Here is a 13,428-nt window from a genome sequence, read left to right as displayed (position 1 = left end):
GCGCTGTTCATTCATCCGAGGTCGGGCACCGCTTAAGCGCTGGTGACGCAGCGCCGCGTGATGTGGTTGATGTCCAGCGCACCCACCTGCCGCATGATCGTGATGAACTCATCGTCCAGGATCTGCAGCACCCGGTCCACGCCGGCCTCGCCGAACGACGCCAGGCCCCACACGTATGGCCGGCCAATGCCGACGGCCGCGGCGCCCAAAGCGAGCGCCTTCAGGACATCGGTGCCGCGGCGTACACCCCCGTCGATGAGCACAGGGATGCGGCCGCCCACCGAATCCACGACCTCTGCCAGCACACCGATCGTCGCCTGCCCGCTCTCTTCTGCGCGCCCGCCGTGGTTGGAGACGATCAGGCCATCCACGCCGTGGCGCAACGCCTCCTTGGCGTCCTCGCCCGTCATGATGCCCTTCAGCACGAGCTTGCCCTTGACGATCCCGCGCAGGCGATCGACGAATTCCCACGTCATCCCGGTGCCGTAGAGGTTCGTGACCTTGGAAACGTCGATGTCCGCGAAGTTGGTCTTGCGGCTGACCTCATTGGTGAAGCCCGGTGTGTGACAGCCCGAGCATTCGCGCAGGTCCTGGCGCCGCTCGCGGAACAGGGTTTCGGTGTTGCGGCCGCCCTGGCGATCGACCGTGAGGACGATCGCAGGAGAGCCCGCACTCTCGGCGCGCTGCACCAGCGCCCGCGTCACGTTCCAGTCATCGGTCGGATACAACATGAACCAGGCGGGCCGGCCGTGCGCCTTGTTGACGTCGACGATGCTCGCATTATCGACCGTCGAGAGAATCATCTGATGGTTGCGCTTGGCAGCGGCGCGCGCCACGGTGACCCCGGCCTCGGGATCGTAGGCGCCGAGGCTGCTGACCGGGCACATGAAGATGGGGCTGGCCCAGGTTTCGCCGAAGATCTTCACGCTGGTGTCGATCTTCCGCGCATCGATGAGACGCTGAACGCGAATGTTGTACTTCGCGAAGGCCGTGTGGTTGGCGTCGCGCGTCACGTCGCCGTCGACGCCACTCTGGAGGTAACCCCAGTGCGCCGGCGCGTCCTGGCTGAGCACGGCCTTCTTTGCCGCCGGCTCGAACTCAAACACGTCCAGCGCATCGGTTGGAGCGGTGATGATGCCGTCCGGACCGAACGCTCTTCGGGAGCCGCGCAGCACATCGTAGCTCTGCGCGAGCGCTTGATGCGAGTTGGCCGTCAACAGGGTGGTGATCGTACCGAGAGACGTCGCCGTGAGAAGAGGACTAGCGGCGAAAAACCGCAGGAGTTGGCGGCGCGCGATCATGGTGCGCTCTGAAACGTCCGACACCCCGGCTGCACTTGTCGCCTTCACCAGCGTCGTCCTGCGCAAGAGACCTGTCATCGTGTTCTTTCGAATGCGAATGAGTGCTGCAGGTTAGGCGGATTGGTCTGTATCGTCGTCACGTCAGTGTCATCAGGTAGGCGATGACATTCCGGCGATATAATGACAATTCTGGTCGCATGTCCATCGGCAAGCGGTGGCCGGATGAGCGCTGCGCAATCCGCCATCGTCATATCGGCGCAATACGCTTCCGCCTTCGCTCTGCGAGCTACGGCGGACAGGTCGCACTTGCGCGCCACGCGTTGACGTCGGACGTTGCGCCCGTTGGGAGGCGACCGCGCGTCGACCTCCGTCATTGACGAGTCCTGCGATGCCCTATCTAGTTGCCGCAGTGCCGCCACGCGGCAGCCCGATGACCGGAATATCAATATGCGCTTTCAAATAACTCGCTGCCTCACGCGTCTCACCGTCGCAACTCTGCTGTCCGCCGCACTGTCGCTGCCCGCTCACGCGGACACCGGCAAGGTCCGCTTCAAGTTCTTCAAGGCCGGATGGTTCATCGGAGCGCAGGCAGGGAGCGGAATCCTCAGTTTCCGTGGTGAGATGTATCCGTTTCGCATCGGCGGCGTGAGCGCGGGCCTGACGTTTGGGGGCTCCTCAACCGATCTGGTCGGCGCGGCGCAAAATATGCATCAGGCTTCGGACATCGAAGGCATTTATACGGCGCTCGGTGCAGGTGTGGCGGTCGGTGCAGGCAGGCGCGCCATCCAGATGCGCAACGCCAAGGGTGTCGTCCTGACGCTGGAAGGCGAGCAACTGGGCCTCCAGTTCGATTTCGACCTGAGCGGAATGAGCGTCTCCATCCAGAACCAGTAATCGGATGCACCAACGTCGAGACATCTGCTGCCGGTGAAACCATCGCGACCCGCGCATCACGAAACCCGGCCGCTCGCCGTCCGGCGCTGTGAAGCGAGGCAACTGCGTATCGCGAAAGCAAGCGTAGCCCGAATTACGCGGAGTTTATCATCGGGCGCGCGACGCGCGACCCGTTGGCTTCATCCGGGCTACAGACTATTATAAGTTCTCATGAAACTAAGCCAGAAATCCGACGCCGTCTGGACCTCACAGCAGGACGAAGAATTGCGGCGGCAATTGTCGGTCGGTCGCAGCGTCAACGAGATCGCGATCCGGTTGAAGCGGTCACCGCTATCAGTCCGCACCCGCGTCAAGAAGCTCGGCATCAGCCAGCCGCAGGCGGATTAGCGCGCTGCCATCAGCCATGACGAAGGTCCCGTTCATCTGCAGCGCCAAATGCCGTCGTCGCTGGCGGCGCAGCCTGCGCTCGGCGCAACGGAAGCTCGCGAAACTGCCGCGCGCCGTTCAAATCACTGGCGCCGTCGCAATCGTGCTTGTCACCCTCGTGCTGTCCAACCTCATCTATCACGTGATCCACAAGCCGACCGAGTTGTTTTTCTTTGTCGGCCACAGGCTGGACAAGGAGCCGGCCGAGACGTGGCGGCATTACGGGCCGCTGTTTCGCGCCTTTTCGACGCGGTCGATCACGCCCGAATTGCTCGCTGCGCTGGCGCAGGTCGAGAGTTCCGGCAATCCCCTGGACCGTACCTATTGGCGCTGGCGATTCAGCTTCAATCCGTTCGCGATCTACCGGCCGGCATCCAGCGCCGTCGGTCTCTTTCAAATGACCGATCCGGCCTATGCCGAAGTTTCGCGCTTCTGCATCCGGGCGAACGCGGTTCAGGATACGGGCTGCGGCTTCGGCCCCTATATTCGTGCCATCCCGAGCCATGCCACCGAGCTCGCATCGATCTATCTGGACCGCAATGTCGCCGCGGTCCTCGCGCGCGCCGGCGGCGTGGCGCCGACCCCGCAACAGGTGCAGGATCTCGCCGCCTTCATCCATCTGTGCGGTGGAGGACCCGCCACCGCTTATGCGCGCCGTCGCTTCCAGATGACGGCCAATGAGCGATGCGGCGACCATTCCGTTGCGGGTTACGTCTCCAGGGTCAACGCGCTGAAGCGCAAGTTCCTGCTGATGGCATCCGATAGCGACAAATAGCGCGTAGTTTGGGTCGAGCAAGCGCCGCCGGGATGAAGCTCTTGCGTCATCCGGGATTGATCCCTCAGTGCTTGAACCTGGCCTGGCCAGACTTGCCGTCGGCGGTCTTCAGCGTGACGCTCACCGAAGCGCCCTTGGCGATGTCGGTTTTCGCTTCGGCCTTCAATGCAGTCCCGGAGGTGACGAGCGGCAGCGTCTCACGGTCGCTTCCGGAGGTCAGCAACACCGCGCCGGAAAAGCCGCTGGCCGGGAGCGGCTTGTTGGCCTCGTCGAGGATGTTGAAGGTCAGCACCTTCCCCGCAGCGATCATCTCGACATGCACGCCGGCGACATCCTCCATGGGTCCACCGTTCGGCCCCTTCTGATGGGCGTGCTGCGCCATCGCCGGCGCCGCCAGCACCAGCGCGGATAGGACGAGCAGGATTGTCTTCATCAATGGTCTCCGTGGATGGCATGGACAGGCTTCGCCTCCGCATGGGCAGGCGACGATTCCCGGCGGAACAGGATGTAGAGCGCCGGAAGAACGAGAAGCGTGAGGATGGTCGAGGAGACGATGCCGCCGATGACGACCGTTGCGAGCGGGCGCTGCACCTCGGCTCCCGCCCCCGTCGCGATCGCCATCGGCACGAAGCCGAGCGATGCCACCAGCGCCGTCATCAGCACAGGCCGCAGTCGCGTCAGCGCGCCTTCGCGCACGGCCTCCACCACCTTTTTTCCTTCGAGGCGAAGCCGCGCGATGAAGGTGATGATGACGAGACCGTTGAGCACCGCCACGCCCGAGAGCGCGACGAAGCCGATGCCCGCGCTGATCGACAGCGGAATGTCACGCAGCAGCAGCGCGAAGATGCCCCCCGTGAGCGCCAGCGGCACGCCGCTGAAGACAAGCAGCGCATCCGCCACGGAGCCGAGGCTGATGAACAGCAGCAGGAAGATCAGCAGCAGCGCGATCGGGACCACGATGGTCAGGCGCTGCGTCGCCGAGACGAGCTGCTCGAACTGGCCGCCCCAGCCGATCCAGTAGCCTGCGGGCAGTTTGACCTTCTGCGCGATCTGCTGCTGCGCCTCGCCGACGAAGGAGCCGAGATCGCGTCCGCGTACATTGGCGGAGACGACGATACGGCGCTTGCCGTCCTCGCGGCTGATCTGGTTCGGCCCCGGCGCAACCGAGATTTCCGCCAGTTCCGACAGCGGCGCGTAGCGCATCTGGGCCAGCGGCGAGGTGCCGAACGCCGCCGGCATCGCCTTGTTCTGGCTCGGCTGGCCCTCCAGCGGCGGCAGCGGGATCGGCAGCGCCTTGATCGCCTCGATATCCGTCCGGAGTTCGTCCGGAAGGCGCACGACGAGGTCGAAGCGGCGGTCGCCCTCGAACACCAGGCCGGCGGTCTTGCCGCCCACGGCGATCTCGACCAGGTTCTGCACGTCCGAGACGCTGATGCCGAAGCGCGCCAGCGCCTTGCGGTCCAGCTTGACCGTCAGCACCGGAAGTCCGGCCACCTGCTCGGTCTTGACGTCCGCGGCGCCCTGGATGGTCTGCAGCGCCGACTGTACCTGCACCGCGATCCCTGCGAGCACGCCGAGGTCGTCGCCGAAGATCTTGACGCCGACATCGCTGCGCACGCCCGAGATCAGTTCGTTGAAGCGAAGCTGAATCGGCTGCGAGAGTTCGTAAAGACTGCCGGCGACCTCCTCGGATGCGGCCTCGATCTCCTTCATCAGATCGAGCTTCGACTTCTTCGGGTCCGGCCACTGGTCGCGCGGCTTGAGCATGACATAGCCGTCCGAGATCGACGGCGGCATGGGATCCGTCGCCACCTCCGCGGTGCCAGTGCGTGCGAAGGATTCCTTCACCTCTGGAATCCTGGCCAGCCTCCGCTCGAGTGCCATCTGCATCTCGATCGATTGCGTAAGGCTGGTACCGGGGATGCGCATCGCCTGGATCGCGACGTCGCCCTCGTCGAGGCTCGGGATGAACTCGCCACCCATCCGCGTCGCGGCGTATCCGCTCACGACGACCAGCGCCACGGCCGCGGCCGCCACAACGGCACGCAGACGGATCGCGAGATCGAGCAGCGGCACGTAGGTCCGGCGCGCTGCGCGCATGAACCAGTTTTCTTTCTCAGAGACCTTGCCGGTCACGAACAGCGCCACAGCGGCCGGAACGAAGGTCATCGACAGGATGCTGGCGCCCAGCAACGCCATCAGCACGGTCAGCGCCATCGGCGTGAACATCTTGCCTTCGACGCCGGTCAGCGTGAGCACCGGCAGATAGACCACGGCGATGATCAGCGTACCGAACAGGCTGGGCTTGATGACCTCGCGCGACGCTTCGATGATCGTCTCGAAGCGTTCCTCGCGGGTCAGCAGGCGCCCTCGCTTCGCCTGCTCATGGGCGAGCAGACGCAGGCAGTTCTCCACGATGATGACGGCGCCATCGATGATGATGCCGAAATCGATGGCGCCGAGACTCATCAGGTTGGCGCTGACCTTATTCTCGAACATGCCCGTGATGGTGAACAGCATGGACAGCGGAATGACGAGCGCGGTGGCGAAGGCCGCCTTGAAATTCCCGAGGATGAGGAAGAGGATCGCGATGACGAGCAGCGCGCCCTCGACCAGGTTCTTCTCGACGGTCGCGATGGTCGCATCGATCAGGTGAGTCCGGTCGTAGATCGCGCGGAGAGAGACGCCTTCCGGCAGCGACTTCTGGATCTGCTCCAGCTTCTGCCCGACACGCTGCGCGACGGTCCGGCCGTTCTCGCCGATCAGCAGCATCGCCGTGCCGAGCACGACTTCCTTGCCGTCGACGGTCGCCGCGCCGGTGCGCAGGTCCGTGCCCTCCTTGACCTCCGCGATGTCGAGGATGCGGACCGGGACGCCGTTCCGGGAGCCGATGACGATCTGCCTGATTTCCTCGACGTCGGCGACCTGTCCTGGCGTGCGCACCAGATACTGTTCGCCGTTCTTCTCGATGTAACCGGCGCCGACATTGGCGTTGTTGTTGGCGAGCGACGTCATGACGTCGCGGAAGCTGAGGCGATAGGCCATCAGCCTGGCCGGATCCGGAAGCACGTGGAACTGCTTCTCGAAGCCGCCGATGGTGTTGACCTCGTTGACCCCCTGCACGTTGCGGAGCTGAGGCTTGATGATCCAGTCCTGCACGGTCCGCAGGTCGCTCGGCGTGTAGGGCTTGCCCTCGGCGTTCTTCGCCCCCTCCTTCGCCTCGACCGTGTACATGTAGATCTCGCCGAGGCCGGTGGAGACTGGTCCCATGGCCGTCTCGATGCCGGTCGGCAGCGAATCCTTCACCCGCTGGACGCGTTCATTGACGAGCTGGCGCGCGAAATAGATGTCCGTGCCGTCCTTGAACACGACGGTGACCTGGCTGAGGCCATAGCGCGACAGCGAGCGCGTGTTTACGAGGTTCGGCAGGCCGGCCATCCCCGTCTCGATCGGGAACGTGATGCGCTGCTCGACCTCCAGTGGCGAATAGCCAGGCGCGTTGGTGTTGATCTGAACCTGGACATTCGTGATGTCAGGGACGGCGTCGATCGGCAGGCGTGTGAAGTTCCAGACGCCGAAGGCGCCCATCATCAACACGGCGATCATGACCAGCCAGCGCTGGTGCACGGAGAATGCGAGAAGCCTGTCGATCATGGTTGAATTCCCGGAGCGAGCTCAGTGTTCATGGGACGCCGATCCCTTTCCGAGCTCCGCTTTCACGATGAAGCTGTTCTTCGCCGCGTATCTGTCGCCGTCGAGCAGTCCGAACAGGATCTCGACATTGTCGGAGTCGCGCGCACCGAGTTCGACGTCGCGCGCCTCGAACTTGTCGCCGTTGCGGACGAATACGACGCTGCGGTTCTCGACCGTCTGGATCGCCGACGCCCGAACGGCAATCGCGACCGGCTTGGCCGACAGGATCAGGCGTGCCGAGACGAACAGGCCGGTGCGCAGGCGCATGTCGATATTCGGTACGACGGCGCGCGCGAGCGCGCTCTGCGTGTCGCTGCTGCCAACCGGCGAGATATAGGACAGGCTGGCCTCGATCGGTTTTCCACCATCGCCGACATCGATCAGGATCTTGTCGCCGATCCGGACGCGCGGCAGGTTGCGACGGTAGACGGACAGATCGACCCAGACCGTCGAAATGTCGGCGACGATGAAGGCCGGCTTCTGCTCGGAGGCATATTCGCCGAGCGAGATCTGGCGGTCGATCACCGTCCCCGAGATCGGCGCCCGCATCTCATAGACGCTCAGGCTCTGGTTGCTCTCGATCTTCGCGAGGAGTTCGCCCTTCTCGACGGTGTCGCCGATGCGTTTCTTGATCTCGCGCACGACGCCCGGGAAGCGCGGGGTCACCTGCACCAGCGTCTCCTGATTGGGCTGCAGGATGCCGTTCAGCACCAGAGAGTCGTGCAGCGTCTCGCTTCTGGCGGAGAGGATTTCGATGTTCGACGAGGCGACGCGCGCATCGCTCATTTCCACGACGCCGTCGTCACCGTGGCCTTTCTCGTCGTGCCCCTTCTCACCCTTCGCCTTTTCACCTTTGGCCTTGTCGCCCTGCCTGGCAGCCTTGGAGGTGGCCGCGGTCTGCGTGTCGGACTTGCTCGGTGCGGTGGCGTAGACGCCGGCGCCGAGCGCGAAGATCGCGGCGGCGCTCACCAGGACCATGATTGGCTTGTTCATCGTGCGCTCCCCCGAGCCAGTGCAAACGGATTGCCGACCAGCCCCTCGATGGTGGCGACGGCAACGTGGAAATTCTGCTGGGCTTCTTGCTCGCGCAGGCGCGCCTGCGCGACGCTGACCTGCGCGTCGAGCACTTCGAGCAGCGAGTAACGTCCCTGCCCGTAGCCTTCGGAAATCGCATCGGCCGCGTCCCTGGACTTGGGGATCGCGGTCTCGCGCAGGATGGCAAGTTCGCGCAGCGAGCCCTGCAGCGAGTCGTAGGCGCGGCCCGCCACCACGATCAGCATGTTGCGGTTGCCCTGGCGTTCGGCGGCGGTCTTGGCGAGGCTTTCCTGCGCGGAGAGGATGTTGCCCTGGTTCTGGTCGAACACCGGGATCGGCACCGACAGCGAAAGCCGAACGGCGTTGTCGCCAGTCTCACTGAAGCGGCGCCATCCGGCGGATACCGTGACGTCCGGATAGGGCTTCAACCGGGCGAGCAGCAGTTCGGCGTTGCGCTGCGCATAGATCGCCTTCCAGCGGACGAGCTGCGGATTCGCATCAATCGCCGCGACCACCGACTGAAAGGTCGGCGGCTTGCCGGACGCGTCCAGCCGTCCGGAGACGGCCGCGAATTTCGGCGCGCTATCGCCCATCAGAATCGCCAGTTCGCGGCGCGCGCTCGCGAGTGACGACCTGGTGCGCTCCCGGTCGGCCTTGACAAGTGCCGATGCGACCTCGGCGCGTCCGGTCTCTGCGATGGATGAGGCGCCAGCTTCGACGCGCCGCTGCAGCAGCGGCGAGATCTTGTCGATCGCCTCGATCTGTTCGTCGAGTATCTGGATCCGCCGCTGCAGGCCGAGCACGCTCACGAAGGCGATCGCGGTCTCCGACAGCACTTCGAGCCGGACGGCCTGGCGTCCGATGCCCGCAGCATCGAGGCCCGCCTGACCGGAAGCGATGCGCGCATCGCGCTTGCCCCACAGCTCGAACATCTGGCTGACCTGCAGCGTGGTCTCCGCCGAGCGGGTTCCCCTGTAGGCGCCCGAACCGAACGAATTGTCCTGTTCGTACGAAATCTCCGGATTGATCAGCGCGCCGGACTGGATGCGCTGGCCACGCGCGATTCCGACGTCACGCTCGGCGGCTGTCAGACGCGGGCTGGCGGCGAGCGCGCGTTGAAGCGCAGCACCCATGGTGAGGGTTTGCGAATGAGCTACCCCCGTCAGCGACGAACTGACGAAGAGCACAGCCGCGCACGCGAAACGCGTGGCGATCTTCGAGAACATGATGGAAACCTGACGAATGACGGAGTCTGGGCGCCAAGCGCCCGGCGATGACGGTCAGGTCAGGAATTTGGGTGGGGGAGGATCGATCCCGCGCGGCAGGCTGCGACGCTCGACATCGTGGAAAACCGCAGTGCGGGTCTCGATGGAGACGGGCATCGCCGCGAAGACAAGCGGCTGTGCCGCCACAGAGAAGCAGCCGTGGCAGTGATTGTCCGCGACGACTCCCTTGTCGGAATGGCCGGTCGCCTTCTCCGCGAGCGAAACGATCGTCACTCCCGTCGGATTGGTCACATCGAATTCGCAGAGACCGTGCATAGCGCCGGCGAAAATGTACGTCGCCAGCACGACCATCACCAACGCCTTGCGCGAGATGCGCAGCAGGCCATGGCGGAAGATGCGGGCGAAAATCGTCACTTTCAGCGTCTCTTTCAAACTCTGCGAGCGAGGTAGCACGGATCGGCGATTCATGTCGATCCGCAACAATGTAACAACGTGGGGGTATGCGCAGGGTACGTATTGCCTGCGTGTTACCACGTTAACCAGTAACCAGATCGCAAATGTGGCAAGCGCGACGTCTGGCCACATGGTCATGATCGCGGGACGTCGCTGCAGGAGAGGAACTCAATCGGACGGGTTGAGTGCGCTTCGGCCAGTCTCACCGAGACGTGGAAAATTCGTTGCCCTGCATGCCATCTGTCCTGATCTGTCCGAGCAGGCCGTAAATGTCACCGAGCACCCAGAGGTCGCGCACCTTCGGCCCGTCGAACGAAAAGATCGGCGCTCCAAGCCAACCAACGAGCTTTCCTGTCGGCGGATTGCCGAACATCGCTTCGCGTTGAACGCCATGGAAGTAGACCTTGCCGGCAACGCGATTGCCCTCCTCGATCATCAGGAGAATGTCTGTCGTGTAATTCTGCAGCACGCCGGTGACCCAGCGGACATAGTCGGCGAACTCGCCATGTCCGACCAGCACCGGTCCGAGCGATCCCCTGAAGGTGAAATCCTCATGGAAAATTTGCGGGATCAAAGTCACGTCCGCATGGTCCCACATATCCTTGTAGAAGGCGCGGACCACTTCCTTCTGCGGCGTGAGCGTCACGCCATCGAACGTCATTGGCTTTTCAAGATGATCGCTGCGTGTGTTCATCGCCCTCGGCCCGGCATGATGGGATTGAAGAACGACACTAGCAATCACAGGACAGATTGGCGAAGCGTAATCCACCGCGGTCGAGATGTTTACGCGGCGGAATACGCTTCGCTGTTCCGCCCTGCAACTGAGCGGCGACCGCCTCCTGCCCCTCACGTCAATCTTGCACACGGCCGAGGAAACCGGGAATATCCCGCCCAATTCAGAAACGCCCCCGGGAGATTCCAGGCCTATGAAGTTCGATGACGTCATTCTCGGCCGCCGCAGCATCCGCGGCTACAAACCCGATCCGGTCCCCAAAAAGCTGATCGAGGAAATCATCAATCTGGCGATGCGCGCGCCGTCGTCGATGAACACCCAGCCGTGGAATTTCTATGTCGTCACCGGCGAGCCGCTCGACAGGATCCGCGCCGGCAATACCGAACGAATGATCGCAGGTATCCCGCAGTCACGCGAATTTCGCACCGGTCAGGCTTTCGGGGGTCATCACCGCGACCGACAGGTCGGCGTCGCCAAGCAGCTGTTCTCGGCGATGGGGATCGCCAGGGACGACAAGGAGATGCGGCAGGACTGGGTGCTGCGCGGCTTCCGCCAGTTCGACGCGCCGGTCTGCGTGATCGTGACCTATGACCGCGTGCTGGATGGCAGCGACGATACGCCGTTCGATTGCGGCGCCGTGGCGACCGCCCTCGTCAATGCCGCCTGGTCGCGCGGCCTCGGCGCCGTGATCAACAGCCAGGGCATCATGCAGTCGCCAGTCGTGCGAGAGCATGCTGGCATTGCCGACGATCAGGTCATCATGAAAAGCATTGCGCTCGGATGGCCCGATGACAGTTTTCCTGCCAATGCGGTGGTGTCCGAACGCAAGTCGGTCGAGGAAGCCACGGTGTTCGTTGGCTTCGACAACTAGGGTGTCGCCTATTGCGGTCCGACTGTGCCGGTGTGTTTCAGGCGGGATGATCTGACCCAGCCCGTGACGCCGCCGCCCGTCGCACGCGCATACATCACCGAGGTCCACCCGTCGCGCGTTTCAGCATAAGCGACCAGATGATCCCTGGGGATGACAAACACACCGGCCATCGCGCAATGCGCGCTTGGCGCCGAATGGAATTGCAGGCGTCCCGTACCGGTGACGACGGCGCCGAGTGGCGGCAAAAAGATCGGCGTGTCTTTGGTGCCGGTGCCGGGCTCGTTGCAGGCGGCGACTGCCGGAGACGCCAGGAGCGCCAGCGCGATCATCAATGCTTTCGACGTCACGTGCATTCTCCCGGGGCTGATTGAGCGAGGCCGCGTCTCGGTATCGGCTCTCACCATGGGTTGGTCGGACAAAACGCGTCGCGGTTCAGCGGGCGCTGGGCTGATCGACGTTGCACGCACCCTATGCGCGCAGCGCGGTTGACGTCCCTGCCTTTCCCGCGCATCCAGCCTCCAACGAGAAACCTGGGGGCGGAACGTGCTTTACCTGATCTGGGCGCTGCCCGCGCTGGCGGTGATCGGCGCCATCGCGAGCGGACTCGCCGGCACGCTCCCCGCCTCGCTCATCGGCCTCGCCACGGCACTTGCGGTCGCACTGGCCACCGCCCCGCAACTGTTCGGGATTTCTGACGCCTGGACGGCGCTGCTGCGCGGCGCATGGATCGGCTGGATCGTCGTGCCCTACATTCTCGGCGGCTTGCTGTTCTGGCAGATGGCGATCCGCCCCGGCGACGCGGCGATGCCGGTCGAGACGTCACTGCCGGATGCGCGGGCCAGGCGTCGCCTGCTGTTCACCGCCTGCTATCTGATCGGGCCCTTCGCGGAATCCGCGACGGGCTTCGGCATCGGCATCATGGGGACGATGGTGCTGATCCGCCGCCTTGGCCTGAAGCCGATCGAGCTCCTCGCCTTCTCGCTGATCAGCCAGACCATGATCGTGTGGGGCGCCATGGGCAGCGGCGCGGTGGTCGGCGCTGCCTTCGCGCGGACCGATCCAACGGCGCTCGCGCTGCGCACCAGTCTCATCTACCTCGTGTTCAACATCCTGTGGCTGCCGATCTACTGGCGCATGGCGGAGCGCGCGGGCATCGGAGCAGACTGGCGCGAGCGCGCCAGCGAAGCGCTCTGGCTGCTCGGCAGTCTCGGCCTCGCCATCGTCGCGACGGCGTTTCTCGGGCCGGAGCCGGCGATGCTGGCGGCGTTCGGGCCGGCCATCGTGCTGCGTTATCTCATCGACGAAAAGCCGGACCGCGCGGCGATCGCCGCTGCGGCACGGCGCATGCTGCCATTCACACTGCTGATCGGCTGGCTCGCGCTGACGCGCCTCGTGCCGCCGCTCAACCAGGTTCTACAGACCGCATGGAGCATGCAGCCCTTCGCCGGTGCGCCGGTCTGGGCGCCGTTGTTTCACGCCGGCACCTGGCTGGTCGCGGCGGCCGTGTTGACCGCCCTGCTGCACGGCCATCAGCGGGCCTTCCCTGCGGAGATCGCAGCCGCCTGGAAGACCGGCCGGCTCGCGGTGCTTACCGTCATCGTGTTCTCGATGATGGCCGAACTGCTGTCGCGCTCGGGCATCGCCGGGGGCCTCGCCCGCGGCATGTACGACACGTTCGGGGTCTGGTCGGTGACGGTCACCCCGATGATCTCGGCCGTGTTCGGCGCGCTGGCCAATAGCGGCAATGCGGCCAACGGGTTGTTCATGCCCTCGCAGCTCAGCCTCGCCACCGAGGCCGGCCTCGACGTCGCCGCCGTCGTCGCGCTTCAGCACGCCGCGGCACTGTCGCTCAACATGGTCTCGCCGGTACGGATGTCGATCGTCTGCAATCTCGCCGGCACGCCCGGCCACGAGCGGGACGCCTATCGCGCGATGTTCCCCTTCGTCGTGGTCATCGTTGCGGTTCTTCTCGCAATCTCGTTGCTGATCGCCACACGGCTCATTTGAGCTTCAGTGACCCG

Annotated in this window: 13 protein-coding genes; 5 read left to right on the top strand and 8 right to left on the bottom strand. The window is 64.4% G+C overall.

Annotated features, from left to right (window positions below; all coding sequences use genetic code 11):
* Nucleotides 1-32: 32 nt before the first annotated feature.
* Nucleotides 33-1,379: an alpha-hydroxy acid oxidase gene (locus LPB73_RS10620; RefSeq protein WP_231080537.1), complete on the bottom strand. Its 1,347-nt coding sequence runs from the start codon at nucleotides 1,377-1,379 to the stop codon at nucleotides 33-35.
* Between the two features lie 264 nt (nucleotides 1,380-1,643).
* On the opposite strand from LPB73_RS10620, the gene LPB73_RS10615 reads away from it, so the two are divergent.
* From LPB73_RS10615 to LPB73_RS10605, 3 genes are all read left to right on the top strand, one after another.
* Nucleotides 1,644-2,195, top strand: a complete 552-nt coding sequence (locus LPB73_RS10615) for a hypothetical protein (RefSeq protein ID WP_231080536.1) — start codon at nucleotides 1,644-1,646, stop codon at nucleotides 2,193-2,195.
* A 210-nt stretch (nucleotides 2,196-2,405) separates the two neighbouring features.
* Nucleotides 2,406-2,582 carry a hypothetical protein gene (locus LPB73_RS10610; protein WP_158005736.1) on the top strand — a complete coding sequence of 59 codons (177 nt, stop codon included), beginning with the start codon at nucleotides 2,406-2,408 and terminating at the stop codon, nucleotides 2,580-2,582.
* A gap of 16 nt (nucleotides 2,583-2,598) precedes the next feature.
* Entirely contained in the window at nucleotides 2,599-3,396 is a 798-nt protein-coding gene (locus LPB73_RS10605; protein ID WP_231080535.1) for a transglycosylase SLT domain-containing protein, read from the top strand.
* Nucleotides 3,397-3,460: 64 nt separating this feature from the next.
* Here the strand turns inward: LPB73_RS10605 and LPB73_RS10600 are convergent, their stop codons facing one another.
* The 6 genes from LPB73_RS10600 to LPB73_RS10575 all read right to left on the bottom strand — a co-directional run bounded on the left by LPB73_RS10600 (nucleotide 3,461) and on the right by LPB73_RS10575 (nucleotide 10,464).
* Complete coding sequence (locus LPB73_RS10600; RefSeq protein WP_231080534.1) at nucleotides 3,461-3,829, bottom strand: hypothetical protein; 369 nt, start codon at nucleotides 3,827-3,829, stop codon at nucleotides 3,461-3,463.
* Nucleotides 3,829-7,050 carry an efflux RND transporter permease subunit gene (locus LPB73_RS10595; protein ID WP_231080533.1) on the bottom strand — a complete coding sequence of 1,074 codons (3,222 nt, stop codon included), beginning with the start codon at nucleotides 7,048-7,050 and terminating at the stop codon, nucleotides 3,829-3,831. Before LPB73_RS10595 ends, LPB73_RS10600 begins: the two co-directional genes overlap by 1 nt.
* 21 nt (nucleotides 7,051-7,071) lie before the next feature.
* Entirely contained in the window at nucleotides 7,072-8,082 is a 1,011-nt protein-coding gene (gene ihpB / locus LPB73_RS10590; RefSeq protein ID WP_231080532.1) for a divalent metal ion exporter adaptor subunit IhpB, read from the bottom strand.
* The gene (ihpA, locus tag LPB73_RS10585) at nucleotides 8,079-9,350 is read right to left on the bottom strand and encodes a divalent metal ion exporter subunit IhpA (protein ID WP_231080531.1); all 1,272 of its coding nucleotides are present in this window, start codon (nucleotides 9,348-9,350) and stop codon (nucleotides 8,079-8,081) included. The genes ihpB and ihpA overlap by 4 nt, the downstream gene beginning before the upstream one ends.
* 54 nt (nucleotides 9,351-9,404) lie before the next feature.
* Nucleotides 9,405-9,941: a hypothetical protein gene (locus LPB73_RS10580; RefSeq protein WP_231080530.1), complete on the bottom strand. Its 537-nt coding sequence runs from the start codon at nucleotides 9,939-9,941 to the stop codon at nucleotides 9,405-9,407.
* A 64-nt stretch (nucleotides 9,942-10,005) separates the two neighbouring features.
* A complete protein-coding gene (locus tag LPB73_RS10575; protein WP_231080529.1) occupies nucleotides 10,006-10,464 on the bottom strand; it encodes an ester cyclase in 459 nt (152 codons plus the stop codon).
* Between the two features lie 265 nt (nucleotides 10,465-10,729).
* Here LPB73_RS10575 and LPB73_RS10570 point away from each other — a divergent pair, with 265 nt between their 5' ends.
* Nucleotides 10,730-11,407 carry a nitroreductase gene (locus LPB73_RS10570; RefSeq protein WP_120292480.1) on the top strand — a complete coding sequence of 226 codons (678 nt, stop codon included), beginning with the start codon at nucleotides 10,730-10,732 and terminating at the stop codon, nucleotides 11,405-11,407.
* An 8-nt stretch (nucleotides 11,408-11,415) separates the two neighbouring features.
* On the opposite strand, the gene LPB73_RS10565 is transcribed toward LPB73_RS10570, so the two are convergent.
* A complete protein-coding gene (locus tag LPB73_RS10565; RefSeq protein ID WP_231080528.1) occupies nucleotides 11,416-11,754 on the bottom strand; it encodes a hypothetical protein in 339 nt (112 codons plus the stop codon).
* A 196-nt stretch (nucleotides 11,755-11,950) separates the two neighbouring features.
* On the opposite strand from LPB73_RS10565, the gene LPB73_RS10560 reads away from it, so the two are divergent.
* Complete coding sequence (locus LPB73_RS10560; protein WP_231080527.1) at nucleotides 11,951-13,414, top strand: L-lactate permease; 1,464 nt, start codon at nucleotides 11,951-11,953, stop codon at nucleotides 13,412-13,414.
* Nucleotides 13,415-13,428: the final 14 nt, after the last annotated feature.

Source organism: Tardiphaga sp. 37S4, assembly GCF_021044645.1.
Taxonomy (GTDB): domain Bacteria; phylum Pseudomonadota; class Alphaproteobacteria; order Rhizobiales; family Xanthobacteraceae; genus Tardiphaga; species Tardiphaga robiniae.
This window is presented reverse-complemented; position numbering and strand designations above follow the sequence as displayed.